Genomic DNA, 26,950 nt, shown 5'->3' on the forward strand with positions numbered 1-26,950 from the left:
CTTAACTTCCGGATTCTAGCGCAAAGGCGGGTAACAGATCTTGGTCACAAGCAATCACGCGCGGGGGTAAAATGGCGCCCTTTGCACCGCGGATGCCTCATGGACCGGAGTTGGAAACCGAATGTTACCGTTGCGGCGGTCGTCGAGCGTGACGGGCGCTTCCTGTTGGTCGAGGAGGAAACGGAGGACGGCCTGCGTTTCAATCAGCCTGCGGGTCATCTCGAGCGCGGAGAGTCGCTGATCCAGGCCGCAGTGCGTGAAACGCGCGAAGAAACCGCACATGAATTCGTCCCCGAATTCATCGTGGGCATTTATCAATGGCCCCGTCCGCAAGGCGATTTGACCTACCTGCGCTTCGCCTTCGGTGGCCGCGTCGGCGATGTCGTGCCCGACCTGAAACTGGACGCGGGTATCGTGCGGGCGGTGTGGATGCTCCCTGACGAGATTCGCGCAACGGCTGCGCGGCATCGCAGCCCCCTGATCGTGCAATGCGTCGACGACTGGCTTGCAGGTCGCCGTCATGCGCTCGATCTTCTGCGGCATTACGATTGATGTCACGTGTGCTTGCGGTGCTGCTGGCGTTGATCAGCAGTTGGGCGTTTGCGCAGGATGCGCAGGTGTCCGTATGTTACAACTACGGCTGTAGCGCGACGGGGACCGTGGTGTTCGAGTCCGGGGTGCTGGCGAAAGCCCGCGCCAGCCTGCTCGAGGCAGGCGATGCCGTGGCCGAGCGCGCCGCACTTGCCGTCGTTGTGGGCGGGCTGTATCTGGAAGCGGGCCGGCAGACACCGATCGCGGCCGACCGTGGCGGGAATTTTCTCGATCAGGAGGTCGAGGGACGAATGGACTGCATCGATCATTCGACCACGACCACCCGTTTCCTGACGATGATGGCAGATCGCGGGATGTTGCGCTTTCATCGGGTGCTGGAGCCGGCCCGGCGGACGCGATTCATTCTGCAGCATTTCAGCGCGGTGATCGAAGAGCGTGCGCCCCCACCGGGCTTGCAGCAAGCCGTGGTCGTGCCCGATCATGTGCCGCTGATGCTGGCTTTGTGCGATTGCGCGGAGGTGCTCGGCGACGTGCTGTTGCCGCCTGCGCTGCCGGCGCCCATGCCCGGGGCACGTTTCGCGGTTGACAGCTGGTTTGTCGACAATGGCGAGGCAGCGGTCGTGCTGCCTCTGGCTGACTGGTTGGATGGAGATGGACCGAATGTCCAGTAGGCAGGATCAAGGTGGAATGAAGGTCGTGGTCGGCATGTCCGGCGGCGTCGATTCGGCGGTGACGGCGCTCCTGCTCAAGCGTCAGGGCTACGAGGTCACCGGCCTGTTCATGAAGAACTGGGAAGATGACGATGATGCCGACTACTGCTCCACGCGGCAGGATCTGGTTGACGTCGCCTCGGTGTGTGATGTCATCGGCATCGATCTCGAAGTGGTCAATTTCAGTGCCGAATACAAGGACAGGGTGTTTGCGGATTTCCTGCGTGAGTATGAGGCCGGACGCACGCCAAACCCCGATATCCTGTGCAACTCCGAGATCAAGTTCCGCTGCTTTCTCGACCATGCGATGGCGCTAGGCGCTGACCGCATTGCCACGGGCCATTACGCCCAGGTGCGCGAATGGGAGAACGATGGGCGGCGTGAATTTCAGCTGCTCAAGGCCGAGGACGGCACCAAGGACCAGAGCTATTTTCTCTATCGGCTCAACCAGGCGCAGCTGTCGAGGACCCTGTTTCCGCTTGGTGCGATGTACAAGCGCGAAGTGCGCAAGATCGCCGAAGCGGCAGGACTGCACGTGGCCACCAAGAAGGACTCGACCGGGATCTGCTTCATCGGTGAGCGGCCCTTCCGCGAGTTTCTGATGCGCTACCTGCCGACTTCGCCGGGCGAAATCCGTTCGCTTGACGATGATTGCGTCATTGGCGAGCACCAGGGCCTGATGTATCACACCATCGGGCAGCGCAAGGGCCTGCACATCGGCGGCATCAAGGGCAATCAGGATGAGGCGGGTGAGCACGAGGCCTGGTATGTGGCGCGCAAGGACGTGAAGGCGAATGTGCTTTATGCGGTGCAGGGGCATGCGCATCCGGCGCTGCTAAAGGAACGCCTGACTGCGATCGACCTGAACTGGATCAGCGGACGCGACCCGCACACCCACTGGGTGTACACCGCCAAGCCGCGCTATCGCACGCCGGACATGCCCTGCGAGATCGATCGTATTGGCAGTGATGGTGCCGAAATCGTCTTCGCCCAGCCGCAATGGGCGCTGACGCCGGGTCAAAGCGTGGTGGTGTATGAGTCCAAGGTGTGTCTGGGTGGCGGCATCATCGCCTGAGGGCGTGCCGACGCGTCAGTTGGTTGACAGCCACTGTGCCGTGCGGGGGCTGTCGAGTCCGGCGAAGCTGCGCGCATAGTGGTCACAACGCTCGAAGTACTCGCGGGTGCTCTTGGGCATCGTGACCCGGGCGCGGCTGATGTAATTGAGCAGATCGCGCCCCTGCAGAATCAGGCGCATGCCGTCGGCGGCGCGCTGCATCGTCGGCATGTCCGGATTCGTCGCAAGATGCGGCGCGAAGGCGGACAGTTTCTCGGACGACACGACGAATTCGGCCCACACGTCGAACAGGTCACCGTCGGTGCGCAGGGTCTCGCACTTGTCCTTGGCCAGGTCGGTGAAGTGCCGGATCAGTTCGTCGATGCCGACAAACAAGGGGTCGCTGGCGAACGTCTTGATCATGACTGCAGCGATCTTGTCGATGTCGCGCAAGGTCTGTGCAATCTTGATGTAACGGCTGTCGTAGAAGGCCTCGACCGGAATCGAAAAGGCGCGGAACGGCTCACCCCAGAGCTCGTCGATGCCTTCCTCGCCGCTGCGGTGGCGCACCATCTTGCCGAGCGTCAGGGCCTCGTGCAGGCACATTCCGCATTCGCGCATCAGGGCATTGTCGGACTCGATCTCGATGCCGAGCTCCTGCATCTCCACCAGCTTGGTAAAGATGTCGGTGGCGCGGTTGAACAGGGCCCCTGCCAGCATGGCGCCCTTGACCCGCCTGCGCTCCGGGTTCTGCTCCTCGTCGTAAGCCTTCCGAGCCTCCTTGAGGCGCTTGCCCGGAATATTGATGCCATGCTCGACGTGGTTGAACAGCCGCCGCGTGAGGGCCTGGATCAGGGTCTTCTTCGCCTGCAAGGTATCTGCGGGCGGGTCGTAAGCCTTGATCCAGTAGCCGTCGTAATACACGCGGCGAACGCCGTCGATGGTGTTGGAGGTTCCGTTCGGGATGGCCGTGTTCATTGCGGGATCTGTTCGAGGTGCGGTAGGACCAGAACCGCGAGCATACGCCTAACGTGCAATGCACAAAAGCGGCTTGAACACTCACCGGGCTGTGCGCAATACGCGCAATTGGCGCTGGCGGCGACGCTTTGACAGGACCTTGACGCGCCAGAACAGGCGCGCGCCCCAATACCCGATCGTTGCACCGCACACGGCCATCAGCAGCATGCCGAGCACCAGCGGCTGGCCGATGCCGGTGAGCCATGCCCAAACGTCACCCAATTGTCCGAACCACGCAGGGGTAGCGGCCTCTTCACTGAGCCGCACAAGATTGCGCGGTATCGGCGCACCGATCAGGCTGGCCCCCAGACGGTAAGCGAAATAATAGATCGGCGCGTAGGTGAACGGATTGCTGACCAGTGTCGATACTGCAGCGATCCACAGGTTGCCGCGCAACAACAGCGAGGCGACGGCTGCCGCGGGGATCTGGGCAACCGGTACCATGAGACCGAAGAATGCGCCGATCGCAACCCCTCGCGCGACAGCGCGGCGATTGACGTGCCACAGCAAGGGGTCGTGGATGCGCGGCCCCAGCCAGCTCAGCAGGCGGCTTTGCTTGATGCTGTCATGGGTGGGCAGGAGACGTTTCAGCATGGTCCGCAGTATGAAGGTTGATCAGCATTTCTCCCTCTCCGGGACGCTGGAGCGGGATCATGGGCTGTCTGGCGGAAAGTATTCCTCAGCCGATGTTATCGCCCGCGACGGGGCGTAGACAATCGAAGCGCACAGGAATTCCGCGCGTCAGCCACCCTTCAGCTTCGGCATCCACGCATATTCAGGCAAAGTCGGCAGGCACGACCGCGCGCAGGACGGTCTGGGTCTCATTGTCGCGGACTCGGTTGGTGAACCACCACAGCGCCCCCTTCTTGATCGTCCACTCTGCTTCGACGCCGGACAACAGCAGCGCCGCGAGGCGTCCGAGACCGGGTTGATGTCCGACGATGAGCGTTGCGCCGCTGGCATCGGGCCACCCCGACGCGGCAAGCATGTCGGAGACGCCTGCGTCAGGACCGAGCCCCGGCACGACCTCGAAGCTGTCGGTAAATGCGCTGGCCGTCTGTCGCGTTCGCACCGTCGGGCTGACAAGAACCTGCAGTCGCTTGGGGCGATGCTGTTCGAGCCATGCGGCCACCTTGCGGGCCTGCTTGAGGCCGCGTTCGGTGAGTTCGCGGTCGTGGTCGGGGGTTCCATCCACGGCTTCCGCGTGGCGCCACAGCAACAAATCCATTCCGTCCTCCGTTGTGTCAAGGGCCGGTAGCTTAGCCGTCCTGTCTTGCGCTGATGTGACAGCGCCCGGCATCGGCGTCACCAGGGCGTCTTGCCCCACAGCAGGGGTTCTACCTCCTGCAGCACGCGTCGACGCAGCCGGGTGTAGCGCGGTCCGTGCCAGCCGATGATGAACGAAGCGGCGGCCTGCAATTCGCCGCGCTTGCCGGCCCATGCCTCGAGCCGGCACCGGGCCACATCCACGTCCTGCAGAAAACCGAGCGTGGCCTGCGCGTCGGTTACGCCCTGCACATAGCGTTGGACCCCACGAGTGGAAAACAGTGCGCCGAAGAATTCGATGCCGTAACGCAGTTGCTTCATCGCGATGCGCAGGGCGTGGAGTTGCGTCGGAATCAGCGTATTGCTGGTTTCGAATCGTCTTCTGGCGCGCTTGCGCAAGCGATTCAGCTGCAAGCGGGCGAATGTCTTGAGATCGACTGCGGCAATCAGGTCGCTGGTGGGGAGCGCGTACAGCGCGGCGTTGAACGCCAGCATCAGCCGCCCCTGGTCGGAATGCGACAGGTTGTGCAGGGCCGTCTTGCGTGCGGCTTCCCGCGCATGCTCGACGATTCCGAGCAGTTCGGAGAGACCGCTCCCGGGCCCGTCGGCCAAGCCGTCGGCGACGACCGGCGCAAGCAGTTCCGCCTGCAGGACGTCGAGGTCGCGCGTCTCGCCGAATCGATTGGCATTGTCTCGCAGGCGCTCATTCCACTCGACGACGAAGGCCGAGGGCAGGGCAGGGGCGAACAGCTTGATCAGCGACCTCAGCCGGCGCAGTGCAACGCGCAGTTGATGGATGAACTCAGGCCCGTCGTGACCCGCTGTCGCGGCCTCGACATTGCCTTGCCACTGTCGCAGACAGCTGTTTGCGTGGAGGCGAAAGGCCTCAATGACCGTGTTGTCGGGCTTGAGGGTGACGGGCTCGGCCTTGACAGGACGAACCGGCGTGTCGAGAAAGAGCTGGTAGCCGCGTTGTGCCTTCGATGCGTCACCGGGCACCAGCGGCAGCGTCGCCGCCAGTTCGCAGGCCAATGCGAGCAGGTCCTGGGGCTTGCCCTGTTCAAGCTCGAGTTCGAGCTCGCAGATGGGGGCGCTGCGTTGCCCGGCCTCGATGCTGCCGGTGTCGATCATCAACAGGATGCTGACCCCCTCACGGGGGGAGCAGCGTCTGGTCTCGCGGCGAAAGCGGGTGGTGAAGACGGGGGTCAGCCTGTCGTGATGCCGGTTGAGCAGTTTGGCCACCTCGGGGATGTCGACGGCCGAGAAGTCGAAGTGGTCGGTGTAGGTCTGCTCCCACTCCGGGCGTCGCGAAAGGCCCCCGGTGGATACCGCTGCGCATTTGACGGTCTGCAACCAGGTGCGGCCCATACGCCGGGTGCGAACGGCGACCTTGCGCGCCTTGAGGGCGAGCTCGGGGGTGTCGAAATAGGTGTTGTCCAGCGTGGCGGCATTGCCCTCGCGCGCCGCACCCGCGATCAGCGGATGTCGTTTCAGGGCGGCAAGCGCGCGGCGTGGAAAGCTCAGCTTGAGTTCGATTTCCTGGCTCATGGGGCGACCCCGCCATCGCTGGCAAGTGCCTGAGAAATTTGTATCAGCACATTCTATCCGGCCCAATTGCGCGGCGTCATGTTCATTTCCATGACACGGCGCGCGTTCAGCCGGGGCCGAAGACGTGCGCCCACAGAGCGAGTACCGGCGTCCGCGCGCGCTCCGCCTCCTCCAGCGGCACCCGCGATGCCAGGTCGTTAAGGCGTTGGCGATGCTGCAAGTGGCGCAAGTGGCGATAGCTGTCGCCGCAGGCGATGGCAAGATCCGCGGGAATCAGGCGCAGCTCGCCGGCGATACGCAGCAGTGCGATGTTGCCAAGGTTGCCGGTGAGCTCGGGGTGCGTATGGGCGTAGCCGAGCACGAGATACTGGATCAGGAACTCGACGTCGACGAGGCCGCCGCTGTCGTGCTTGAGATCGAACTGACTGCTCTTGCCGGCATGCGCATCACGCATCTTGTTGCGCATCTCGAGCACGTCCGCGCGCAGTCGCGCGAGGTCGCGCGGCATGCGCAGCACCTCGCTGCGGATGTGCTCGAAAGCGGCGCCGAGCGCCGGGTCGCCGGCACTGAAGCGGGCGCGGGTGAGGGCCTGGTGTTCCCACACCCAGGCGGATTCCATCTGGTATTTGCGGAAGGACTCGAGCGAGCATGCGATCAGGCCGGAGTCTCCGTTGGGGCGCAGCCGAAGATCGGTCTCGAACAGGATGCCGGCGGCGGTGCGGCTCGACAGCCAGGTGTTGATGCGCTGGGCCAGGCGGGTGTATACCTCGGCCGCCTCGGGCGCGTCATCGTCATAGATGAAGACGATGTCGAGGTCGGAGGCATAGCCCAGTTCCTTGCCGCCCAGCTTGCCGTAGCTGATGACGGCAAAGGTCGGCGTTTCCCGGTGGCGGATCTTGATCTTGCGCCAGCACAGCGGCACGGTGAGGGCGAGCATGGCGTCTGCCAGCGCCGAAAGGTGGTCTGCGAGTTTTTCCACCGTGAGCAGGCCGGCGATGTCCTGCGTCAACAGGCGGAACGACTGAGCGTGATGCTGCTCGCGCATGAGATCCATCTGCCGCTCCATGTCGGGCTCAATGGCGTCGAGCTGCGCGGCAAGTTCGGCCGCAAAGCGGTCCCAGTCCGGCGCGGTCTCGAGGTTGCGATCATCGAGCAGCTCATCGAGCAGGATGGGGTGGCGTCCGAGATACTGCGCGGCCCAGCGCGAGGCGCCGATCAGATCGACAACACGGCGCAGCGCTTGCGGGTATTGCTGCAGCAGGGCCAGGTAGGCGCCACGCTTGCTGATGCCTTCAAGCAGATCGAGGCTGCGCGACAAGGCTACGTCGGCGTCGGGCGTGGCGGCTGCGGCCTCGAGCACGCGCGGCATGAGGGCGTCGAGACGGCCCCGGATCTTGTTCGGCAATTGCTGGTAGCGCGGGCTGCTGCGAATCGTCGCAAGCCTTCGGGCCGCTGCTGCCGGGTCGCGGTAGCCGAGTGTCGCCAGCGCAGGAGTCGAGAGCTCGGTGTCATCGGCGCCGGACCAGATTGCCTCGAGGCTGTGGTCTTCCTGGTTGGGATCGGCGAATACGGCGTCGAAATGGTGGCCGACCACGGCCCGATGGCCGTCGAGAGCCGCCAGCAACGCGGGATAGTCGTCGAAACCCATGGCGCGGGCAACGAGCAGGCGGTCGGCTTCGGACGCGGGAAGGTCGTGGGTCTGAGCGTCGTCGAGATACTGCAGTCTGTGCTCCAGCCGGCGCAGGAAGATGTAGGCCGCCTCGAGCGCCCGCACCGAATCGGCGGCAAGAATGCCGCGCTCGGCGAGTCCGGCAAGGACTTTGAGGGTGGGTCTGGTCTGCAGGTCGATATCGCGGCCGCCACGGATGAGCTGGAATACCTGGGCAATGAACTCGATTTCGCGGATGCCGCCAGGTCCCAGCTTGATGTTCTGGGCGCGGTCGCGGCGAGCGACTTCGCGTCGGATCTGTGCGTGCAGCTCGCGCATGGCGTTGATGGCGCCGAAATCGAGGTACTTGCGGAACACGAACGGGCGAGAGATCCGTTCCAGTTCCTGCCAGCGCTCACCGGCGAGGACGCGTGCCTTTATCCAGGCGTAGCGCTCCCATTCGCGCCCCTGGGTGATGAAGTAGTTCTCCAGCATGTCGAAGCTGGCCACCAGCGGGCCGGAGTCGCCATTGGGGCGCAGACGCATGTCGACGCGGAAGACCTGCCCGTGCTCGGTCACCTCGGCCAGTGCCTGGATCAACTGTTTTCCGAGGCGCTCAAAGAACTCGAAATTGCTGATGACCTTGGTGCCGGCGGTGTCGCCATCTTCCGGATAGACGAAGATGAGGTCGATATCGGACGAGACATTGAGCTCGCGCCCACCCAGCTTGCCCATGCCGATGACGAGCAGCTCCTGTGCCCAGCCCGTGGGCGAAACCGGCTCACCGTAGCGCACGATCAGCGGCTCGCGTAGTACCTCGTGGGTGTGGCGGATGGCCACCTCGGCGAGCAGCGTCATGGTTTCGGTGACTTCGGCGAGATCAGCCCGGCCACTGAGGTCGCGCACGATGAGGTGGCAGATCACCCAGGTGCGCAAGTGTCGCAACGCTGGCCGCAGTTGCGCTTCGTCGCGCCCCTGCCGGGCGATGAACTCGGTCATGGCGTCCGCGTCGAGCGTGCGATCGATGCTCGTCTCAAGGGTCTCGAGCAGCCACGGGCGGCTGTCGAGCATGCGCTGCAGGAAGCGCGACAGGCCCGCCGCCTGGCGAATAACATCTGGCAACACGGTGAAATCGATGGGCATGGGCGTTGCGCTCCGGAACATTGGTAGAATTCGCGGCTTCGCGTCCGCTGGTGGCAGGGCCGGGACCGAGGCTCAAGAGCGTGATTGTAGCCAAGCCATCCAATGCCGTCTGACCTCAGGGGAGCTTCCGGACATCGTGCCGGTCTCATGCACATGAGTAACAAGCTGATTTCCGGCGATTTCGTCCCGGCCGCCGCGGTGCGGCCGGGCGTTCGCCTGTGGCGCGTGCTGGGGATGGTGCTGCTGCTCGGATGGTTCGTGGGCGGCACGGCGTTGCTTGCGGTGCGCTGGCTGGTTGTGCCCCAGATTGGCGCGTATCGCCAGGAGATTGCGGCCGAACTGTCGCGTGTCAGCGGCCTGCCGATAGGCATCGATGCGCTCGAGGCAGACTGGTCGGGTTTGCGCCCCCGGCTGCACATTGCGGGCTTGTCTGTCCGCGATGATGCCGGGCGCACTGCACTCCGGCTGGAACGAGTTGATGCGACGCTGGCCTGGACGTCACTGCTGCGGCTGCGTCCTTATTTTCACCGCTTGGAGATCACGGGACCTGCGATCGAGTTGAGGCGTGAGGCCGATGGGCGCCTGGTCGTCGGCGGCCTGCCGGTGTCCGGTGAAGGTGACGACGCCGGCTTCATTGACTGGCTGCTCGCCCAGCGCCGGGTGGTGATACGCGATGCGCGGCTGTCCTGGAACGATGTGTTGCGCAATGCGCCGACACTGGCGCTGACGCACGTGGAGTTCGTGCTCGAGCGCGGTTTCACCAAGCGGCGCTTTGCCCTTCGAGCCCAGCCGCCGTCCGAGTTGGCGTCGATGCTGGATGTGCGCGGTGAGATTTCGCAGTTTTCGGCATCCGATCCGGCGCAGACCGTCGGGCGTCTCTATGTGGCGCTTGGGCGTGCCGATCTTGGCGCGTGGAAGGCCTGGGTGGATGATCCCATCGCGCTCTCGGGGCAGGGCAGCGTGCGCGCATGGATCGACAGCGGTGGGCGAGATGCGGCGTCGGTGAGCGCGGATGTGGCGCTCGACGGGGCGACGATGCGCCTCGGTGAAGACTTGCCGGTGTTGCATCTGGCGAGGCTGCAGGGGCAGGTATCGGCGCGCCGTTCGGCGCGCGGCTTCGAGCTGGAGACACGCCAGCTCGAATTTGCCACCGACGATGACATGGTGATGGCGCCGACCGACTTTCGCCTCCGGGTCGATCAGGGCGATGCCAGGAAGGAAGGCGGGGCAGTCACTGCCAATATGCTCGATTTTGCCGTGCTGGCGAGAGTGGCCGCCCATTTGCCCCTGGCCGGCGGCGCGCGGGAACGCTTGGCCGGCTTCGCGCCACGTGGGCAGGTGCGTGACCTGAAGCTGGAATGGAAGGGGCCTGCCGATCATCCCGGGGCGTGGACTCTGGGTGCCCGCTTCGACGGCATTGGCTTGAACGCGCATGATTCGCTTCCTGGTGTGGGCGGCCTGTCCGGGGAGATCGAGGGGAATGACAAGGAGGGGCGTTTCCGGCTGGACGGACGTGACACACAGATCGACCTGCCCGAGATCTTTGTCAATTCGCGCCTGCTGTTCTCCACATTCAAGGCCGACGGTGGCTGGAGCCGACGTGACGGTCGCCTGGAGCTCGCACTCGACTCGGCCAGTTTCGATAACCAGGATGCCGCGGGGACCGCGGCCGGGCGCTATTGGGTGGAGCCCGGCAGTGCCGGCGAGATCGACCTTTCCGCGCGACTGACCCGAGCCGACGGCACCTCGGTGTGGCGCTACCTGCCGCGCGTCATCAATCACGAAACGCATGACTGGGTGCGCAATGCGATTCGCCGCGCCACCGTGCCCGATGCCCGATTGCGCCTCAAGGGGCGCCTCGACGCGTTTCCGTTTCGGGAGGGGCAGGGGCAGTTTCTGGTCGCGATCAAGGTGGCCAATGCGCGCCTGGAGTACGCGGCAGACTGGCCGCCGATGGAGGCCATCGATGGCGAGGTGCGCTTCGAGGGGCCGGGGCTGACCATCGAGGCGGCGCGGGGGAAGATCCTCGGTGCCACTCTGAGCAAGGTCGTGGCCCGGGTGCCCGACCTCGACGTGATGCCGAGCGAGACCATGACCCTGACCGGGCAGGCAAGTGGACCTACGGAAGAATTTCTGCGCTTCGTGAGCGCGAGTCCGGTACGCGACCGGATCAACGGCTTTACCGACAACATGCGCGCAGAAGGTAACGGTACGCTCGATCTGAAGCTGGTCATGCCGCTGCGCCACGTCAGGGACACCGTGGTCAGCGGAGAGTACCGTTTCGCGGCGAACCGCTTATGGGTGGTGACGGGGTTGCCGCCATTGGAGGAAGCCGCCGGCAGCCTGCGCTTCACGGCCGATCAGTTGAGCATTCCGGCTGCGCGAGCGCGCCTGTTCGGTGAGCCGTTGCAGTTGAGCGCAGCCACGAGCGGGGACGACCGGGTCGTGTTCAAGGTGCGGGGCGCGGCGAGCGTGTCGGCCGCGCAGGCGTCGATGGGATGGCCGGCTTTGGATCATGTGTCGGGCACGACGGCGTGGTCGACCAATATCGAGATCGGACGCGATGTCACCCGCGTCGCGGTACGTACCGAACTCGACGGGGTGGGCTCGAGCCTGCCCTATCCCTTCAACAAGAGCGCGACTGAACGCATGCCGACGGCGGTGGATCTCACGTTTGCCCCGGACGGAGCGACGACGCTGCGCGCCAGCGTGGGCGACCGACTCAACGCGGAGATCGAGCGTGGCGCCGACGGCATCGTCAGGCGTGGAGGAGTCGGCCTGTTCCAGCCGCTGCAGATGGCCGACAAGGGCCTTCTGGTGAATGCCAGGCTGACGCAGCTCGATGTCGATGCCTGGCGAAGCGCACTGGGGCTGCACGACGAGACCGAAGGTGATGGTGTTGAGCAGGCTTCACATGCGGTGCCGGCTGTTGTGCCGGGGATGGCTGTACTCAATCTCGAGGCCGGCAGTGCGCTCGCATTCGGGCAGCAGTGGCATGACTTGAAGCTCAAGGCGGTGACCGACGGCGGCGGCTGGAAGGCGAGCGTACACAGTGCCGAGGCGCAAGGGGACCTGGATTGGCGCAAGGAGGGCGACGGTGCGCTCGCCGCGCGCTTCAAGCACCTCCGGATCAGCAACAGTGAGGGGCAACAGGGCGGTACCAAGGGCGCAGAAGCCGAGTCTGGGGCACGGGATACGCTGCCGCGCAGCCTTCCGGGGCTGGACCTCAAGGTCGACCGGTTTTCGATTGGCAGCGTGGAACTGGGGCGGCTGGAGATGCTTGCGCGCAATCGTCGCGCGCAGTGGTGGCTCGAGCGCTTCCTGCTGATTCATCCGGATGGCCGCCTGAGCGGAAACGGGCTGTGGCAACCGGGACGCAACCCCAATACGCAGCTGGACTTCGTGCTGGAAACGGCGGATATCGGCAACTTTACCCGTGCGCTCGGGTATCCCGACGTGGTGCGGGGTGGGCGCGCGACGCTAGGTGGGCAGCTGTCCTGGCGCGGCGCGCCGACCCGTATCGACTATCCGAGCCTGAACGGCAAGCTTGATCTCGATGCGGAGAAGGGACAGTTCAACAAACTCGAACCCGGCGTCGGGCGGTTGCTGGGCATTCTCAGTCTGCAGGCGCTGCCGCGACGCATCTCACTCGACTTCCGCGACGTCTTCTCCCAAGGATTCGCCTTTGACCGCATTTCCGGTAGCATCGATGTTGCTGCCGGCGTCATGCACTCGGACAATCTTGAAATTCGCGGTCCAGCGGCGCAGGTCCTGATGCGCGGCACGGCCGACATTGACAAGGAAACCCAGGATCTGCGAGTGACGGTGCAGCCGACCCTGTCTGAATCGATTGCCGTGGGCGCGGCTGCGAGCCTGATCAACCCGGTCGCCGGGGTCGTGACCTATCTTGCGCAGAAGGTGCTCAGCGACCCGGTGGAAAAGCTGTTTGCGTTTGATTACTCGATCACCGGTAACTGGAGCGATCCCGTCGTCAAAAAGCTGGAGTCGCCGGTCAGTGGCGCGGTGCGGGGGTTGCAGAAACTCTCTCCGTCCTTGCCGGGAAAACCATGAGGAAGAAGCATTGAATTCCGTTGCTGAAGCGAAGTCCGCGGACAGCGTGAAAATCGCTGCCATTCAGACGGTGTCGGGTCCCGATGTCGCCGTGAATCTGTCCGCTGCAGATGCGCTGATCGCGGAGGCCGCTGCCGGTGGGGCCAAGCTTGTCGCTCTCCCCGAGTATTTTCCGCTCATGTCACACGATGAAATGGCCAAGGTCAGGGCTCGCGAAAGCGAAGGCGCGGGACCGATTCAGGACTTTCTGAGTACGGCGGCAAAACGGCATGGCGTGTGGCTGGTCGGCGGCACTTTGCCGCTGGTGGCGCATGCCGGCGACAAGGTGCGCAACAGCACGCTGGTATTCGATGATCGCGGCGAACAGCGCGCGCGCTACGACAAGATTCACCTGTTCGGATTTCAGCGCGGTGCCGAGCGCTACGATGAATCGGTTACCATCGAAGCGGGAGACGAGGTCACTACCTTCGAGTCCCCGGTGGGCATGACCGGGCTGTCGGTATGCTATGACTTGCGCTTTCCGGAACTGTTTCGGGCAATGGGGGCGGTCAACCTCATCATCCTGCCGGCAGCCTTCACCTTCACGACCGGGCGAGCGCATTGGGAAGTACTGCTGCGTGCCCGCGCCATCGAGAACCAGTGTTATGTGATGGCGCCCGCGCAGGGGGGAGAACATCCCGGTGGGCGGGTGACCTGGGGGCATACGATGATCATCGATCCCTGGGGCGACGTGCTGGCGATGCGTGAAACCGGGCCGGGCGTCGTAGCCGCCGAAGTCGAACCGGCCCGTATCGCGGCGGTGCGTGAGAGCCTGCCCGCGCTGCGTCATCGTTGCCTCGGGATGCCCGGCAGCGTCGCGTGATCCGACTGGATTGATCGAATTCGCGCTGTCCGGGTCATACCGGTAGCGCACATACTGGATACATCATGAGCAAGAATCCCCTCAAGGTTGCCGACAAGTACCTGCTCTCGCCCTACGGACTGGGCGAGGCCGAACTGGAGAAGGTTTTCCGCAAGCTGATGCGGCACCAGATCGATTTTGCCGATCTCTATTTCCAGTATCAGCGTTCGGAGGCGTGGAGCCTGGAAGAAGGTATCGTCAAGTCGGGCAGTTTCGATATCGAACAGGGCGTTGGCGTGCGTGCCATCAGCGGCGAGAAGACCGCCTTTGCCTATTCCGACGATATCTCGCTCGACGCCCTCGTCGATGCGGCGACCGCGACGCGGGCGATCGCCGCGGCCGGAGAGCGGCGCAAGGCGTTGATTACGCCGAGCAAGATGCGCAATCGCCTCTATCGCGCGGACGATCCGCTCGCATCGCTCGACGATACGGCCAAGGTCCGGCTGCTTGAGCGACTCGAAGGGTTTGCACGTGCCGAGGATCCGCGGGTGACCCAGGTTATGGCACACGTGGCGGGGTCGTGGGAGGTGGTGCTGGTGGCGCGCAACGATGGCCACATGGCGGCTGACGTCCGTCCGCTGGTACGGGTGTCGATCAGCGTGATCATGGAGTCCAACGGTCGCCGCGAGCAGGGCAGTGCCGGCGGTGGTGGCCGCTACGACTACGGCTACTTCTGCGATGATCGTCTGCGTGACTATGCGCGTGCCGCCGTGCATCAGGCGAGCGTGAACATCGATGCTGACCCGGCGCCTGCAGGGACGATGCCGGTGGTGCTGGGGCCGGGCTGGCCGGGCATTCTGTTGCATGAGGCCATTGGTCACGGGTTGGAGGGTGACTTCAACCGCAAGGGCAGTTCGGCTTTTTCCGGACGCATCGGACAGCAGGTCGCCGCGCGCGGCGTGACCGTGGTGGACGACGGCACCATCCCGGATCGTCGCGGTTCCCTGAGCATCGACGATGAGGGTAATCCGACCGAGAGTACTGTACTGATCGAGGATGGCATCCTCACCGGCTACATGCAGGACATTATGAATGCACGACTGATGGGCATGGCGCCAACCGGCAATGGCCGGCGCGAGTCCTACGCCCACCTGCCTTTGCCGCGCATGACCAACACCTACATGCTCAATGGCGACAAGGACCCTGCCGAGATCATCAAGTCGGTCAAGAAGGGCTTGTATGCGGTCAATTTCGGCGGTGGCCAGGTCGACATCACCTCCGGAAAGTTCGTGTTTTCGACGGCCGAGGCATACCTGATCGAGAACGGCAAGGTCACCCGCCCGGTAAAGGGGGCCACGTTGATCGGCAACGGCCCGGACGTGCTGACGCGCGTGAGCATGATCGGCAACGACATGGCGCTCGACCCCGGTGTGGGTACCTGTGGCAAGGATGGCCAGAGCGTGCCGGTCGGCGTTGGCCAGCCCACCCTGCGCATTGATGGTCTGACGGTCGGCGGGACTGCCTGAGCACTGCCGCTACGGCCGACCCTTCACTCGCTCCGGGTGCGAAACCCCTCGGGATCGAGCTGGTGACGCTGCAGAAGGCGATAGAACTCCGTGCGATTGCGTTGCGCCAGGCGGGCCGCATCGGCGACGTTGCCGGCGGTCAGGTGCAGCAAGCGGGTAAGGTAGTCGTGTTCGAAGCGGGCCTTGGCTTCGGCGTAGCTCAGTGGCGCGCTTGACGGTCCTTGCAGCGCACGTTCAACGTGGGCCAGGGTGATGCGGGGGGTGGTGCTCAGGGCGCACAACTGTTCGATCACGTTCTGCAGTTCGCGTACGTTGCCAGGCCAGTCGGCCATGCAAAGTGCGCGCAAGGCCCTGGGCGACAGGCTTCGTGGACGCCTGTTGTCACGACGGGCGATCAGTTGCAGGAAGTGTTCCGCAAGCAGCGGGATATCCTCGCGCCTTTCATCCAGCGACGGCAGGCGCAGGCCGACGACCTTGATGCGATAGTACAGGTCTTCGCGGAAACGTCCTTCCGCACGCGCGGAGGCGAGGTCGCAATGGGTGGCGGACAGGATGCGCACATCGACCGGGCGACTACGGGTGGCACCCACCGCGCGTACCGAGCGCTCCTGGAGAACCCTCAGCAGCTTGGCCTGCAGGGGCAATGGCATGTCGCCGATCTCGTCCAGCAACAGTGTGCCGCCGTTGGCTGCTTCGAACAGGCCAGGATGGGTATGCGTCGCACCACTGAAGGCGCCGCGCACATGACCGAACAGTTCGGACTCCAGCAGATTCTCCGGGATGGCGCTGCAGTTTATGGCGATGAAAGGCGCATGAGCTCGTGGGCTGCTGTGATGGATGAGGCGGGCCAGCAGTTCCTTTCCGCTGCCACTCTCGCCCTGGATCAGTACGCTTGCATCGCTGCCCGCCACCAATCGTGCCTCTGCCAGCAGGCTCTGCATGCATTCACTGCGGCTGATGATGCTCTGCCCCTCGGGCGCCCGGGGAGGGAGGGGTCTATGGTGCGGCATGCGCACTCTCGGGCTGATGCGGTCCGTGAATTGCTGGGTGTGCATGAGCAATAGTTGCCTGGATGGCCTGTGCAAGGAATAAATACACGACGCAATGAGTTTAGGCGGATGCCTTCGGCCTGCCCGGTAAGCAAGTGCAAGATGATGTTTCAATGACGGCCTGTCGTCCCATGACGACAAGTGGAAATGTATTTGTACCAAGCATTTCCGCGGTGCATGCGCGGTGACTGTCGCTTGTAGGCGACGTTTGCCAGCGCGCAGGTGCTGTGCAGACTGCATTGCGGCCGGTCATGGAACGCAGGTCATTGACCGGAAAGACGGTTTCTACGTTGGTACGACACTTGCGACGGGCTCCGCTGACGCCTCATGTCGGGGTGTCATGAAACTTCGGAGATGCCATGTTCAACAAGCCCAATCTGTTCCCAAAGACCGCCGAACCTGTTGCCGGGCGGAGTTCGCGTCCGGTTGGCGCGACGTCGACTTCCGCAGCCGGTGCGCCTTCCGTCACAGGTGGTTCCGCTTCCGCACTACCATCGTCGCCACAGCCCGACACAACGGTTTCAACGCCTCGACAGGCGGTGGCGTCCGATCTCAAGGGGGCCGACGGGGCGGCAGAGGCTACGGAAACGGCTGCGGGCGGCAGTCGTCTGATTGTCGGTCCCGATGTAAAGCTCAAGGGCGCCGAGATCCTCGATTGCGACACGCTTGTCGTCGAGGGGCGTGTCGAGGCAACCATGGACAGTCGCGTGATCCGCATCGCCGAAGCGGGCGCATTCAGCGGCAAGGTCGGTATCGACATTGCGGAGATTCACGGTGTGTTTGAGGGCGAGCTGACTGCACGCCAGCAACTGCGCATTCATTCCACCGGACGGGTGAGCGGAAAGATCCGCTATGGGCGCATTTTGATTGAAGAGGGGGGTGAGGTATCCGGGGATGTGCAACCGCTCGCGACCGCGACCAAGGAGGGCTACAAGCCGCAGGAGCGGGTTTCTGCGCTGGATGTGAAACCCCTGAGCGCAGTCAACGCCTGATCATTCCACCGGTACCTTCCTGACAGCGGGTGCCGGCCACGTATCTCTGGCCGGCGCGCGTCTGCACGCGCATTAGTTGGATTTCAGCGGCCCTTCACCGGCAGCAAGTCGCGTCGGCGTCCATGCCCAGTTGCGCTCCCACGCAGTCCTGACCAGATTGGGATATTCAGGTTTGCCCAGGCTTCCGTTGTACCGACCCAGGGCGCGGTAGAGGTCACCCTTCTCAATGTCCAGGTAGTGGCGCAGGATCGTGCAGCCGTAGCGCAGATTGGTACGCAGATGGAACAGGTTGTCATCTTCGCGCCCGAGCACCTTCAGCCAGAAGGGCATGACCTGCATGAATCCGCGCGCTCCTGAAGAAGAAATAGCGTACTTGCGGAAGTTGCTCTCGACCTGGATCAGCCCAAGTACGAGCTGCGGATCCAGGCCGGCTCGCGTTGCTTCGTAATGGATGGAGGTGAGCAGTTCGGTCCGGTAGGCGGCGTCCGGAATGCGCCCCTTCAGGCGGGCGGACATCTCATCGAGCCAGCGCGTGCGGTCGGATACATCCGAAATCGGCAGCGTTGGTGCAGCGGCATCGCTGACGGCCTCGTGGAGGGCAGCACGTACGCTCGCTGCCAGAGGTTCATACTGCTGCGCACCAGCCAGGGCTGGCGCCGACGGCAGCGCCAGCAGCATGACGGCGAGCAGGCCGGCCGCGAGCCGGGCCGGCCACTGCCCTGACCTCATCCGGGGTGTCGCAAGGGGCGCAATCATCCGCGCAGGCGTCCGACGACATGCGCTACGACGTCGGCAGGCGCGAACTTGAGCTGTTCGCCGATCCGGCGTTCCTGATACTCGACTACGCCTTCCTTGAGCCCGCGATCGCCGACCGTGACCCGGTGCGGAACGCCAATGAGCTCCCAGTCGGCAAACATCACTCCCGGGCGCTCGTCGCGATCGTCGAGGATGACATCGATGCCGGCCTTCCTGAGCGCTTCATACAGTTTGCCGGCTTCGTCGCGGACGAGTTCGGACTTGCCCCAGCCTACGCCGCAGATCACGACTTCGAACGGCGCGATGGCGGCTGGCCAGATGATCCCCTTGTCATCGTGGTTCTGCTCGATGGCGGCGCCGACGATACGGGTCACGCCGATACCGTAACAGCCCATCTCGAAGTGCTTCGGTTTGCCGTCGATGTCCAGGAAGGTGGCGTTCATCGACTTCGAGTACTTGTTGCCGAGATAGAATACGTGGCCGACTTCGATGCCGCGCTGGATGGCCAGAACGCCCTTGCGGTCGGGCGAAGGGTCGCCTTCGATGACGTTTCGCAGGTCGGCGACGAGGTCAGGCTCGGGGAGGTCTCGTGCCCAATTGACACCGGTGTAGTGGAAATCCTCCGCATTGGCGCCACACACGAAATCGGCCATGTTGGCCACCGTGCGATCGGCAACGATGCGCACCGGCTTGCGTAGCCCGATCGGGCCGAGGTAGCCGGGCTTGCAGCCGAAATGCTCGATGATTTCGGCTTCGGTCGCGAAGCGGAAGCCATTCTTCAGACCTTCGATCTTGCCCGCCTTGACCTCGTTGAGATCGTGATCCCCCCGCACCAGCAGCAGCCATACGGTGCTCTTGATGATCTTGCCGTTGTCGTCGGCTTCGTCGGTGGCGAGTACCAGCGACTTGACCGTTGTATGCAACGCAATACCAAGCAGATCGGCTACGTCGGCACAGGTCGCCTTGCCCGGTGTTGGCGTTTTTTCGAGGGCTGAAGTCGGGGTGCCGCGGGTTGCGATCAGCGGCAGCGCTTCGGCAAGTTCGATGTTCGCGGCGTAGTCGGAATCCGGGCAATAGACGATGGCATCCTCGCCGGTGTCCGCGATGACCTGGAATTCGTGTGAGCGGTCGCCGCCAATGGCGCCGGTATCTGCTGCGACTGCACGGTAGGCGAGGCCGATGCGGTCGAAAATCCGGCCGTACGCGGCGTACATTGCGTCGTAGCTGCGGCCCGCGGCTTCAACGTCGCGGTCGAACGAGTAGCCATCCTTCATGACGAACTCGCGCCCCCGCATCACGCCGAAGCGCGGACGGCGCTCGTCGCGGAACTTGGTCTGGATCTGATAGAAATTCTTCGGCAACTGGCGGTAGCTCTTGAGCTCCTGCCGGGCAATGTCGGTGACGACTTCTTCGGAGGTAGGCTGCATCGCGAAGTCGCGATCATGGCGATCCTTGATGCGCAGCATCTCCGGGCCCATCTTGTCCCAGCGGCCGGTCTCCTGCCACAGTTCTGCCGGTTGCACCAGCGGCATGACCAGTTCCATGGCACCCGCGCGATCGAGTTCGTCGCGAATGATCGCCTCCACCTTGCGAATCGAGCGCAGCCCCATCGGCATGTAGTTGTAGATGCCCGCCGCGACCTTGCGGATCATGCCGGCGCGCAGCATCAATTTCTGGCTGACGACTTCCGCGTCCGAGGGGGCTTCCTTGAGAGTGAACAGGTGAAACTGGCTGGCGCGCATGGAGGTTGGGCTGAAAAGTGATGTCGAATTTCGGGATTCTAGCGTATGCCGCCACCGGGATGCGGTCGCATGCACAAGCGGTTTGGGGGAAACCGCACAGCGGGCGTGCTTTCAAAGTCGTCGCAAGTGTGGAAAAATCCGTCACAACCAAGCGAATTTGAAGGTTTGATCATGCTCGATCGTGAAGGCTACCGCCCGAACGTCGGCATCATCCTTGTCAACACGCGCAATGAAGTGTTTTGGGGTAAACGCATCCGTGAACACTCCTGGCAGTTTCCTCAAGGTGGCATCAAGCACGGCGAAACGCCGGAGCAGGCCATGTACCGGGAGCTGTTCGAGGAGGTCGGTTTGCGCCCAGAGCACGTCAGGATTCTCGGCCGCACGCGCGGCTGGTTGCGCTATGACGTTCCCAAGCACTGGATCAAGCGGGAATGGCGCAACACCTATCGCGGACAGAAACAGATCTGGTTTCTGCTGCGACTGGTTGGGCGTGACTCGGATGTATGCCTGCGCGCCAGTAGTCATCCGGAGTTCGACGCATGGCGTTGGAATGATTTCTGGGTCCCGCTCGATGCAGTCATCGAGTTCAAGCGTCAGGTCTATCAACTGGCGCTGACGGAATTGTCCAGATTGTTGTTCCGCGCCCGTGGCGGCGAGTTGCCGGATGCATACCGACTGGAAGAACACCCCCCTGATGAACGGGGGGACCGTGATTCGTCTACCTGATTGATGCTGGGCAGCATTGCCTGGTGTTGGGAGTCTTTGTGTTGAGTCTGCCATTCATGCCCCAAGTGCCGGCCGTGCGGCTGGCACCCGTATTGATGGCCCTTTTGTTCGGCGCTCCTGCATTTGCAGAGGGTTTTCTGAGTGCGCCCCGCGAAGCCTGGGTTGAGGGTGAGGTGAAGCTGCCGGCGGCGCCCTCCGAGTCATCGCTGACGGAGTTCTTCGTGAGTTCGGCGTCGCCGAACCGCTTCCTGATAGACCGCAATACGCTCCGGGTGGATCCGGATGACGTGGTGCGTTATGTGCTTGTCGTGCGTACGCCGGGCGGTGCCGAGAACGTCACTTTCGAGGGCATTCGGTGTGATGCCGGCGCGCGCCGCATCTATGCCAGCGGACGCAAGGGCGGGGAGTGGGCGCCCCTCAAGAACAGTGAATGGGTGCCCATTTCGTACAACACCTATAATCGTCCGCGCGCAGCGCTTGCGATAGAGGTGTTCTGTGATGGCCCCGTGGCGCCGAGAGGTCGGGAGGAGATCTTGCGCAGGCTCGACGGGCTCTACGATCCGGCAGACTTTCGCCAGAAGGACAGATAGTGATCGATCAGGCAATCATCCAGTTCGACAAGGCGCTGCGTACGGTGTTCGCACCTGCGCTGACGGTCAGGCCGGTCCCGGGCAACGACCTGCCCGATGCGCCGCTGGACGACAAGGAAAAGCGGCATGCGGCCGCGTTGATGCGGGTCAATCACTGCGGCGAGATCTGTGCCCAGGCGCTTTACCAGGGGCAGGCGCTGATGTCGAAGGATGCAGGGATTCGTAAGGCGCTCGAAGGTGCTTCGCATGAGGAGACCGAGCATTTGGCCTGGACCGAGCAGCGAATTTCGGAGCTGGGCGGGCGCAAAAGCCTGCTCAATCCGCTGTGGTATGGCAGTTCGCTCGCTGTCGGCATGCTGGCGGGCCGCTTTGGCGATCGCTGGAATCTGGGCTTCCTGGCCGAAACCGAGCGTCAGGTCGAGGCTCACCTGCATGGCCATCTGGAGAAACTGCCCGCGGCGGATCGCAAGTCGCGCGCGATCGTCATGCAGATGAAGGAGGACGAAATCAGCCATGCGAACACGGCTGTCAGGCTTGGTGCGAGCGATCTTCCGGTGCCGGTCAAAAAAGTGATGAGGCTGGTGTCGAAGTTGATGACCGGTACTGCCTATCATATTTGACTGACCGGGTGCGCGGCACCCGTCGTTGGAAGGGATCAATCCACTTTCACAATCGTCCACTCGTGGGTGATGTCGGCGGTCTTGGCCAGCATGATCGAAGCCGAGCAGTATTTCTCCGCCGAAAGGTGGATGGCGCGTTCTACGCTTTCGGGTTTCAGGTTCTTGCCGGTCACGGTGTAGTGGAAGCGTATGCGGGTAAATACCTTCGGGTCTGTATCCGCGCGATCGGCTTCCAGTCGCACTGAGCAGTCTCGAACGTCCTGGCGTCCGCGTTTGAGAATCAGTACGACGTCAAACGCCGTGCAGCCGCCGGCGCCCGCGAGCAGCAGTTCCATCGGTCTCGGTGCGAGATTGCGCCCGCCCGCCTCGGGTGCGCCGTCCATGGTAACGAGGTGACCACTGCCGGTTTCGGCCATGAAGCTCATGCCGTCGATCCACTTGATGGTGCATTCCATGCGCTGTTTTCTCCTGTACGTCAGTTCTGTTTGGCCGCTCTGGTCCGGGCGGGTAGGAACGGGATTTTACCGAAGTCGCTCCTTGGGAGCAGATACTCGTCCAAGTGTTTTGCTGCGATGCAATATCTATGTATCAATTGGTGTCTTTTATGTGTGTGAAAACACCATGTTTTCTGAAGATGAATTCATTAAAAATCTTTAAAAACATATAATTGATGCTTTATAAGCATAATTGATTATGCAATCAAAACATTTTGTGTGCAATGCACAAAAAATCGCTTGCCCGTGGAGGGTGGTTTCCGGATAATTCACCTCAGTCGGATCGGTATTGCACTGCATGAGTGGTCGCCGGTCCAAGCGGTGTCTCCTCCACCCTCCTCCTTTGGTGTGGATTTAACGCAGTCCCTCAGGGGCTGCGTTTTTTTTGCTCGGTCCTGGATCTTGTGCCGGATTTCTTTCATGCTCGCTCATTGACACGGGGGGCTGTATGGGTCTATGATTTCGAGCTTTCCGTTTGGTGGCCGGCACGCTAGGCCTGACAAGATCGAGGTTTCAAATGAAAACGTTTTCTGCCAAGCCGCATGAAGTACAGCGCGACTGGTTCGTTGTCGACGGCACGGACAAGGTGCTTGGCCGTCTTGCTTCCGAAGTGGCCCGCCGCCTGCGTGGCAAGCATAAGTCCATCTACACGCCGCACATCGATACCGGTGATTTCATTGTCGTCGTGAATGTCGAAAAGCTGCGCGTGACCGGCAACAAGGCGCTGGACAAGAAGTATTATCGCCACTCCGGCTACCCGGGCGGTATCTACGAGACCAACTTCACCAAGCTGCAGCAGCGCTTTCCCGAGCGCGTGCTGGAAAAGGCCGTGAAAGGCATGCTGCCGAAGGGTCCGCTGGGTTATGCCATGCTGAAGAAGCTGAAGTGCTATGCCGGTGCCGAGCACCCGCATGCCGCCCAGCAGCCGAAAGTTCTCGAGATCTGAAGGAGCCATAAATGGCTGTGACTTACAACTATGGTACCGGTCGCCGCAAGACCGCGGTCGCCCGTGTATTCATCAAGCCGGGCTCCGGCAACATCGTCGTCAATGGCAAGCCGGTTGACGAGTTCTTTTCCCGTGAAACCGGTCGCATGATCGTCCGTCAGCCGCTGGTTCTGACCGGCAATGAAGGCCGTTTCGACATCATGGTGAACGTGGTCGGCGGTGGCGAATCCGGTCAGGCCGGTGCAGTGCGTCACGGCATCACGCGTGCGCTGATCGACTACAGTGCCGATCTGAAGCCGGATCTGCGCTCCGCCGGGCTGGTTACGCGCGATGCGCGTGAGGTCGAGCGTAAGAAGGTTGGTCTGCGCAAGGCTCGTCGCGCAAAGCAGTTCTCCAAGCGCTGATCGAGTCCCGCGTACCGCAAAAGGCCGTCCTGTTGGGCGGCCTTTTTGCGTGCACGTGCTGCGCTGCGTGTTTCGACGGCTGCGCTCGGGCTGGTTCGGCTGTAGTCGAGTCGATTCAGGCCAGTCTTTGGTATCCGCCTTCCACCCCGTGCGGCGCGAGCACGATCTGCCAGAGTTGATTGCTGCGTGCCCGAAACGTGCCTGCGCACGCCAGCAGGTAATAGCGCCACATGCGGTGGAAGCGTTCGTCATAGTGTTCGGCAAGCCTTGGCCAGCCGGCCTCGAAACGGGCGTGCCATGCCATGAGCGTGCGATCGTAGTCGGCGCCGAAATTGTGCACATCCTCGATGATGAACGCGTGTTCGGTTGCGTCCGCGATCTGGCCGAGCGAGGGAAGATCGCCATTGGGGAAGATGTAGCGGTCGATCCAGGGGTCGGTCGGACTGTGCCGTCTGTTCTTGCCAATGGTATGGAGCAGAAAGAGGCCGTCGTCGGTCAGGCTGCGACGGGCGGTGTCGAAGAATGCTCGATAGTTCTTGTGGCCGACGTGTTCGAACATGCCTACCGATGCGATGCGATCGAAGCGTTCTTCGCCCTGCGGGTTGAAATCGCGATAGTCCTGGAGGCGGAACTCGACATCATACCCGGCGCAGCGGGTGCGCCCCCATTCCGCCTGAGCGCTCGATATGGTGATGCCTACGGTGCGCACGCCGAAATGCTCGGCGGCGAACTTCATCAGGCTGCCCCAGCCGCAGCCGATATCGAGCAGTCGCATGCCCGGGCGGAGGCCGAGCTTGCGGCAGATGAGATCCAGTTTTGCATGCTGGGCTTCGTCCAGCGTCGTGGCGGTGGCCCAATAGGCGCATGTGTAAGCCATGTGCCGGTCGAGCATGGTTTCGAACAGCGTGTTGCCGATGTCGTAATGTCGCTTGCCGACATGCCAGGCTCTGCGCGCATTCTGCAGGTTCAGCAGGCGGGCGCGGATGCCCTGCAGCACCAATGCGCCGACGCCGACACGTTCGTCCAGGCGCGCACGCAGGATCCGATTGATGAATTCGTCGAGTTGGGCGCAGTCCCACCAGCCGTCCATGTAGCTCTCGCCCAGTCCGAGACTGCCGCGGGAGAGAATGCGCGCCGCGGTATCGGGGTGGTGTATGACCATGTCCCACCGTCGAGTTCCATCCACGGCGATGTCCGCCTCCGCGAGCAGTCTGGTGAGCGTTCTCCTTTCGCTGTCGTTCGGGCTGGGGCGCGGCGTGCGAAAACGAGGATGGCGATGTTCCGGCAATGTCCCGGGTTGCGGTGCGTACTCCATTCTTGTCTCCCCTGCGCGGTTTGCGTAACGGGCCTCTTCAAGCATAGCCTGCGTCTGGAGGGTGGCCAGTGTCTGCTCGCACACTCGCTGCAGGGCGCCGAGTCGGTGTTAGCTCCCCGAATGCGCGAATCAGATCGTGTGTGCGAACGCTGCACACACTTCGCGCAGGGTTTCCAGCAGTGCCTCGAGATGCGAGTTCGTGCGCGGCATGGTCGGTGTCCTTCTGTGAATCGTGGTTTCAGCATAGGCAAATCGGGCGAATGGCTCCAATGCATTGACAGTATGGTCGGGATTGCTTTCCTCAATGAAATGTCAGGTCGTCGGCGGCCGGTCTTTCATCGCTGATGGGCCACACCAGGACGGGATTGAACCGACGCCTCTGATAGAATCGCTGCTCATGAGCTATCAGGTCCTTGCGCGCAAATGGCGGCCGAAGTCCTTCGGTACGCTGATCGGTCAGGAGCATGTCGTCCGCGCGCTGTCGCACGCGTTGACCACAGGCCGGCTCCATCACGCCTGGCTGTTTACCGGTACGCGGGGCGTGGGCAAGACCACGATCTCGAGAATTCTGGCCAAGGCGCTCAATTGCGAAACCGGGATGACCGCCGAGCCGTGCGGCGTGTGTGACGCCTGCCGGGCGATCGACGCAGACCGCTTTCCGGACTATGTCGAGATGGATGCGGCGTCGAACCGGGGGGTGGACGATATGGCCGCCCTGCTCGACAAAGCGGTGTATGCGCCGGTGCAGGGGCGCTACAAGGTCTATATGATCGACGAAGTGCACATGCTGACCGGGCACGCCTTCAATGCGATGCTGAAGACGCTCGAAGAGCCTCCGGAACATGTCAAGTTCATCCTGGCTACGACGGATCCGCAGAAGATTCCGGTCACTGTGCTGTCGCGCTGCCTGCAGTTCAATCTGAAGCAGATGCCGCAGGGGAGTATCGTCGAGCACCTCGGCAACATTCTCGCGGCCGAAGAGATCATGTTCGAGCCTGGGGCTTTGCGCCATATTGCCAAGGCAGCCAATGGTTCGATGCGCGATGCCCTGTCGCTGCTCGATCAGGCCATCGCGCATGGCGCGGGTAAGGTGCTCGAGGAACAGGTCACCCACATGCTCGGCACCGTGGGTGACGATCATCTGCACGTCTTGCTCGATGCACTGGCCAACGGCGACGTGAGCGCGATGTTGGCGGTGGCCGATGGCATGGAAGCGCGCAGTCTGTCCTTCGACGCGGCGCTGCAGGCGCTGGCGTCGATGCTGGGGCGTATCTCATTGGTCCAGTTTGCCCCGGATGCGATCGGCGACGAGATCGAGCGCGAGCGTCTGGTCCTGCATGCCGCGCGCTTCGATGCCGAGTTTCTGCAGTTGGCCTACCAGATCACGATTCATGGGCGCGACGAGCTGGCGCTGGCGCCGGACGAGTACACCGGGTTCGTCATGACCTTGTTGCGTCTGCATGCCTTCCGGCCTGAGCAGCCTGCGGCGCTAGGCTCGGTGTCGCTTGCAGGCGGCGGTGGCGGCCGTGCGAATGTGATGCCAGTCGCCGGTGGTACGCGGGCGACGCCGGCCGGCGTCGCGCCGCAGACTGCCGGGGCGATGGCCGCGGTAGGGGGGCGCAATGGCGCGGATGCGTCCGTGGAAACGGACGTCCCGAAGGCGGCTTCGACGTCGGGTGACAATCGGGTGCCTGTCGTCACCGTGGAGGCGGATGCCCGGTCAGGGTCAGGCGGCTTTGGCGCGGGGGCGAAGCCGGCTACGGGGGGGCGGGTTGCAAGTCGCGACATTGCGCCGTGGGAGAACCTTCCGCCCGAGGCGATGGCTGACGCGGAAGATTACGTGCGCCGTGGCGATGCCTTCGATGAGCACGATGTCGTGCCACCGGCGGTCGCATCGCCCGTATCTAAGGCGGATCGTGATCATGCGCACGGTTGGGGGG

The 26,950-nt window shown here is 63.1% G+C and carries 22 protein-coding genes and 1 pseudogene; 13 read left to right on the forward strand and 10 right to left on the reverse strand.

The annotated features are described in order from the left end of the window. Positions 1–99: 99 nt before the first annotated feature. The 3 genes from J5J83_RS20600 to mnmA are packed head-to-tail and all read left to right on the forward strand — an operon-like array spanning position 100 to position 2,337. Positions 100–552 (forward strand): NUDIX hydrolase, encoded by a 453-nt coding sequence (locus tag J5J83_RS20600; protein ID WP_212351862.1) that lies wholly within the window; start codon positions 100–102, stop codon positions 550–552. Next, on the forward strand, positions 552–1,223 hold the full coding sequence (locus tag J5J83_RS20605; RefSeq protein ID WP_212351864.1) for a hypothetical protein: 672 nt from the start codon (positions 552–554) through the stop codon (positions 1,221–1,223). Before J5J83_RS20600 ends, J5J83_RS20605 begins: the two co-directional genes overlap by 1 nt. 16 nt (positions 1,224–1,239) lie before the next feature. Beyond that, positions 1,240–2,337 carry a tRNA 2-thiouridine(34) synthase MnmA gene (mnmA, locus tag J5J83_RS20610; protein ID WP_212353519.1) on the forward strand — a complete coding sequence of 366 codons (1,098 nt, stop codon included), beginning with the start codon at positions 1,240–1,242 and terminating at the stop codon, positions 2,335–2,337. A 15-nt stretch (positions 2,338–2,352) separates the two neighbouring features. On the opposite strand, the gene J5J83_RS20615 is transcribed toward mnmA, so the two are convergent. The 5 genes from J5J83_RS20615 to glnE form a co-directional block, all read right to left on the reverse strand. Continuing rightward, positions 2,353–3,294, reverse strand: a complete 942-nt coding sequence (locus J5J83_RS20615) for a hypothetical protein (RefSeq protein WP_212351866.1) — start codon at positions 3,292–3,294, stop codon at positions 2,353–2,355. Between the two features lie 81 nt (positions 3,295–3,375). Further along, positions 3,376–3,927, reverse strand: coding sequence for a DUF2062 domain-containing protein (locus tag J5J83_RS20620; protein ID WP_212351868.1), 552 nt, complete (start codon positions 3,925–3,927; stop codon positions 3,376–3,378). 181 nt (positions 3,928–4,108) lie between these two features. Next, a complete protein-coding gene (locus tag J5J83_RS20625) occupies positions 4,109–4,561 on the reverse strand; it encodes a histidine phosphatase family protein (RefSeq protein ID WP_212351870.1) in 453 nt (150 codons plus the stop codon). Positions 4,562–4,638: 77 nt separating this feature from the next. Then, positions 4,639–6,147: a CYTH and CHAD domain-containing protein gene (locus tag J5J83_RS20630; protein WP_212351872.1), complete on the reverse strand. Its 1,509-nt coding sequence runs from the start codon at positions 6,145–6,147 to the stop codon at positions 4,639–4,641. 106 nt (positions 6,148–6,253) lie between these two features. Further along, positions 6,254–8,938 (reverse strand): bifunctional [glutamate--ammonia ligase]-adenylyl-L-tyrosine phosphorylase/[glutamate--ammonia-ligase] adenylyltransferase, encoded by a 2,685-nt coding sequence (gene glnE / locus J5J83_RS20635; RefSeq protein ID WP_212351874.1) that lies wholly within the window; start codon positions 8,936–8,938, stop codon positions 6,254–6,256. A gap of 153 nt (positions 8,939–9,091) precedes the next feature. Here glnE and J5J83_RS20640 point away from each other — a divergent pair, with 153 nt between their 5' ends. The 3 genes from J5J83_RS20640 to tldD all read left to right on the forward strand — a co-directional run bounded on the left by J5J83_RS20640 (position 9,092) and on the right by tldD (position 15,376). After that, positions 9,092–13,009 carry a YhdP family protein gene (locus J5J83_RS20640; RefSeq protein WP_212351876.1) on the forward strand — a complete coding sequence of 1,306 codons (3,918 nt, stop codon included), beginning with the start codon at positions 9,092–9,094 and terminating at the stop codon, positions 13,007–13,009. 10 nt (positions 13,010–13,019) lie between these two features. Further along, positions 13,020–13,871 (forward strand): carbon-nitrogen hydrolase family protein, encoded by an 852-nt coding sequence (locus tag J5J83_RS20645; RefSeq protein ID WP_212351878.1) that lies wholly within the window; start codon positions 13,020–13,022, stop codon positions 13,869–13,871. Positions 13,872–13,936: 65 nt separating this feature from the next. Further along, the gene (gene tldD / locus J5J83_RS20650) at positions 13,937–15,376 is read left to right on the forward strand and encodes a metalloprotease TldD (RefSeq protein WP_212351879.1); all 1,440 of its coding nucleotides are present in this window, start codon (positions 13,937–13,939) and stop codon (positions 15,374–15,376) included. 23 nt (positions 15,377–15,399) lie between these two features. On the opposite strand, the pseudogene J5J83_RS20655 reads toward tldD, so the two are convergent. Beyond that, a pseudogene (locus J5J83_RS20655) lies at positions 15,400–16,341 on the reverse strand (sigma 54-interacting transcriptional regulator); the annotation flags it as partial. A 443-nt stretch (positions 16,342–16,784) separates the two neighbouring features. Between J5J83_RS20655 and J5J83_RS20660 the strand changes: the two are divergent. Beyond that, a complete protein-coding gene (locus J5J83_RS20660; protein WP_212351881.1) occupies positions 16,785–17,417 on the forward strand; it encodes a polymer-forming cytoskeletal protein in 633 nt (210 codons plus the stop codon). Between the two features lie 72 nt (positions 17,418–17,489). Here J5J83_RS20660 and J5J83_RS20665 read toward each other — a convergent pair whose 3' ends face one another. Next, the gene (locus tag J5J83_RS20665) at positions 17,490–18,146 is read right to left on the reverse strand and encodes a lytic transglycosylase domain-containing protein (RefSeq protein WP_212351882.1); all 657 of its coding nucleotides are present in this window, start codon (positions 18,144–18,146) and stop codon (positions 17,490–17,492) included. Between the two features lie 23 nt (positions 18,147–18,169). After that, a complete protein-coding gene (locus tag J5J83_RS20670) occupies positions 18,170–19,915 on the reverse strand; it encodes a proline--tRNA ligase (protein WP_212351883.1) in 1,746 nt (581 codons plus the stop codon). 171 nt (positions 19,916–20,086) lie between these two features. On the opposite strand from J5J83_RS20670, the gene J5J83_RS20675 reads away from it, so the two are divergent. The 3 genes from J5J83_RS20675 to coq7 are packed head-to-tail and all read left to right on the forward strand — an operon-like array spanning position 20,087 to position 21,851. Continuing rightward, positions 20,087–20,641 (forward strand): RNA pyrophosphohydrolase, encoded by a 555-nt coding sequence (locus tag J5J83_RS20675; protein ID WP_212353522.1) that lies wholly within the window; start codon positions 20,087–20,089, stop codon positions 20,639–20,641. A gap of 56 nt (positions 20,642–20,697) precedes the next feature. After that, on the forward strand, positions 20,698–21,231 hold the full coding sequence (locus J5J83_RS20680) for a CNP1-like family protein (protein WP_212351884.1): 534 nt from the start codon (positions 20,698–20,700) through the stop codon (positions 21,229–21,231). Then, positions 21,231–21,851, forward strand: a complete 621-nt coding sequence (gene coq7, locus J5J83_RS20685) for a 2-polyprenyl-3-methyl-6-methoxy-1,4-benzoquinone monooxygenase (protein WP_212351886.1) — start codon at positions 21,231–21,233, stop codon at positions 21,849–21,851. The genes J5J83_RS20680 and coq7 overlap by 1 nt, the downstream gene beginning before the upstream one ends. Positions 21,852–21,886: 35 nt before the next feature. On the opposite strand, the gene J5J83_RS20690 is transcribed toward coq7, so the two are convergent. Then, positions 21,887–22,306, reverse strand: a complete 420-nt coding sequence (locus J5J83_RS20690; protein WP_212351888.1) for an OsmC family protein — start codon at positions 22,304–22,306, stop codon at positions 21,887–21,889. Between the two features lie 556 nt (positions 22,307–22,862). Here J5J83_RS20690 and rplM point away from each other — a divergent pair. Beyond that, on the forward strand, positions 22,863–23,291 hold the full coding sequence (gene rplM, locus J5J83_RS20695; RefSeq protein ID WP_108949205.1) for a 50S ribosomal protein L13: 429 nt from the start codon (positions 22,863–22,865) through the stop codon (positions 23,289–23,291). A gap of 11 nt (positions 23,292–23,302) precedes the next feature. Then, positions 23,303–23,695, forward strand: coding sequence for a 30S ribosomal protein S9 (gene rpsI, locus J5J83_RS20700; protein WP_212351890.1), 393 nt, complete (start codon positions 23,303–23,305; stop codon positions 23,693–23,695). 115 nt (positions 23,696–23,810) lie between these two features. Here the strand turns inward: rpsI and cfa are convergent, their stop codons facing one another. Continuing rightward, positions 23,811–25,055 (reverse strand): cyclopropane fatty acyl phospholipid synthase, encoded by a 1,245-nt coding sequence (gene cfa / locus J5J83_RS20705; RefSeq protein ID WP_349251930.1) that lies wholly within the window; start codon positions 25,053–25,055, stop codon positions 23,811–23,813. Positions 25,056–25,407: 352 nt separating this feature from the next. Here cfa and dnaX point away from each other — a divergent pair. Next, on the forward strand, positions 25,408–26,950 hold a 1,543-nt coding region (dnaX, locus tag J5J83_RS20710), incomplete at its 3' end, for a DNA polymerase III subunit gamma/tau (RefSeq protein WP_212351894.1).

It is taken from the genome of Azoarcus sp. L1K30 (assembly GCF_018122735.1).
Taxonomy (GTDB): Bacteria; Pseudomonadota; Gammaproteobacteria; order Burkholderiales; family Rhodocyclaceae; genus Parazoarcus.

What these genes read in the sequence shown, in the direction of transcription:
- J5J83_RS20660 (WP_212351881.1), top strand. Translation starts at nt 16,785, where the DNA reads ATGTTCAACAAGCCCAATCTGTTCCCAAAGACCGCCGAACCTGTTGCC.
- J5J83_RS20690 (WP_212351888.1), bottom strand. Translation starts at nt 22,306, where the DNA reads ATGGAATGCACCATCAAGTGGATCGACGGCATGAGCTTCATGGCCGAA.
- cfa (WP_349251930.1), bottom strand. Translation starts at nt 25,055, where the DNA reads ATGCTTGAAGAGGCCCGTTACGCAAACCGCGCAGGGGAGACAAGAATG.
- J5J83_RS20640 (WP_212351876.1), top strand. Translation starts at nt 9,092, where the DNA reads ATGAGTAACAAGCTGATTTCCGGCGATTTCGTCCCGGCCGCCGCGGTG.
- tldD (WP_212351879.1), top strand. Translation starts at nt 13,937, where the DNA reads ATGAGCAAGAATCCCCTCAAGGTTGCCGACAAGTACCTGCTCTCGCCC.
- J5J83_RS20675 (WP_212353522.1), top strand. Translation starts at nt 20,087, where the DNA reads ATGCTCGATCGTGAAGGCTACCGCCCGAACGTCGGCATCATCCTTGTC.
- rpsI (WP_212351890.1), top strand. Translation starts at nt 23,303, where the DNA reads ATGGCTGTGACTTACAACTATGGTACCGGTCGCCGCAAGACCGCGGTC.
- J5J83_RS20605 (WP_212351864.1), top strand. Translation starts at nt 552, where the DNA reads ATGTCACGTGTGCTTGCGGTGCTGCTGGCGTTGATCAGCAGTTGGGCG.
- J5J83_RS20625 (WP_212351870.1), bottom strand. Translation starts at nt 4,561, where the DNA reads ATGGATTTGTTGCTGTGGCGCCACGCGGAAGCCGTGGATGGAACCCCC.
- rplM (WP_108949205.1), top strand. Translation starts at nt 22,863, where the DNA reads ATGAAAACGTTTTCTGCCAAGCCGCATGAAGTACAGCGCGACTGGTTC.
- J5J83_RS20600 (WP_212351862.1), top strand. Translation starts at nt 100, where the DNA reads ATGGACCGGAGTTGGAAACCGAATGTTACCGTTGCGGCGGTCGTCGAG.
- mnmA (WP_212353519.1), top strand. Translation starts at nt 1,240, where the DNA reads ATGAAGGTCGTGGTCGGCATGTCCGGCGGCGTCGATTCGGCGGTGACG.
- J5J83_RS20620 (WP_212351868.1), bottom strand. Translation starts at nt 3,927, where the DNA reads ATGCTGAAACGTCTCCTGCCCACCCATGACAGCATCAAGCAAAGCCGC.
- J5J83_RS20670 (WP_212351883.1), bottom strand. Translation starts at nt 19,915, where the DNA reads ATGCGCGCCAGCCAGTTTCACCTGTTCACTCTCAAGGAAGCCCCCTCG.
- glnE (WP_212351874.1), bottom strand. Translation starts at nt 8,938, where the DNA reads ATGCCCATCGATTTCACCGTGTTGCCAGATGTTATTCGCCAGGCGGCG.
- J5J83_RS20665 (WP_212351882.1), bottom strand. Translation starts at nt 18,146, where the DNA reads ATGAGGTCAGGGCAGTGGCCGGCCCGGCTCGCGGCCGGCCTGCTCGCC.
- J5J83_RS20615 (WP_212351866.1), bottom strand. Translation starts at nt 3,294, where the DNA reads ATGAACACGGCCATCCCGAACGGAACCTCCAACACCATCGACGGCGTT.
- J5J83_RS20630 (WP_212351872.1), bottom strand. Translation starts at nt 6,147, where the DNA reads ATGAGCCAGGAAATCGAACTCAAGCTGAGCTTTCCACGCCGCGCGCTT.
- J5J83_RS20680 (WP_212351884.1), top strand. Translation starts at nt 20,698, where the DNA reads ATGCCCCAAGTGCCGGCCGTGCGGCTGGCACCCGTATTGATGGCCCTT.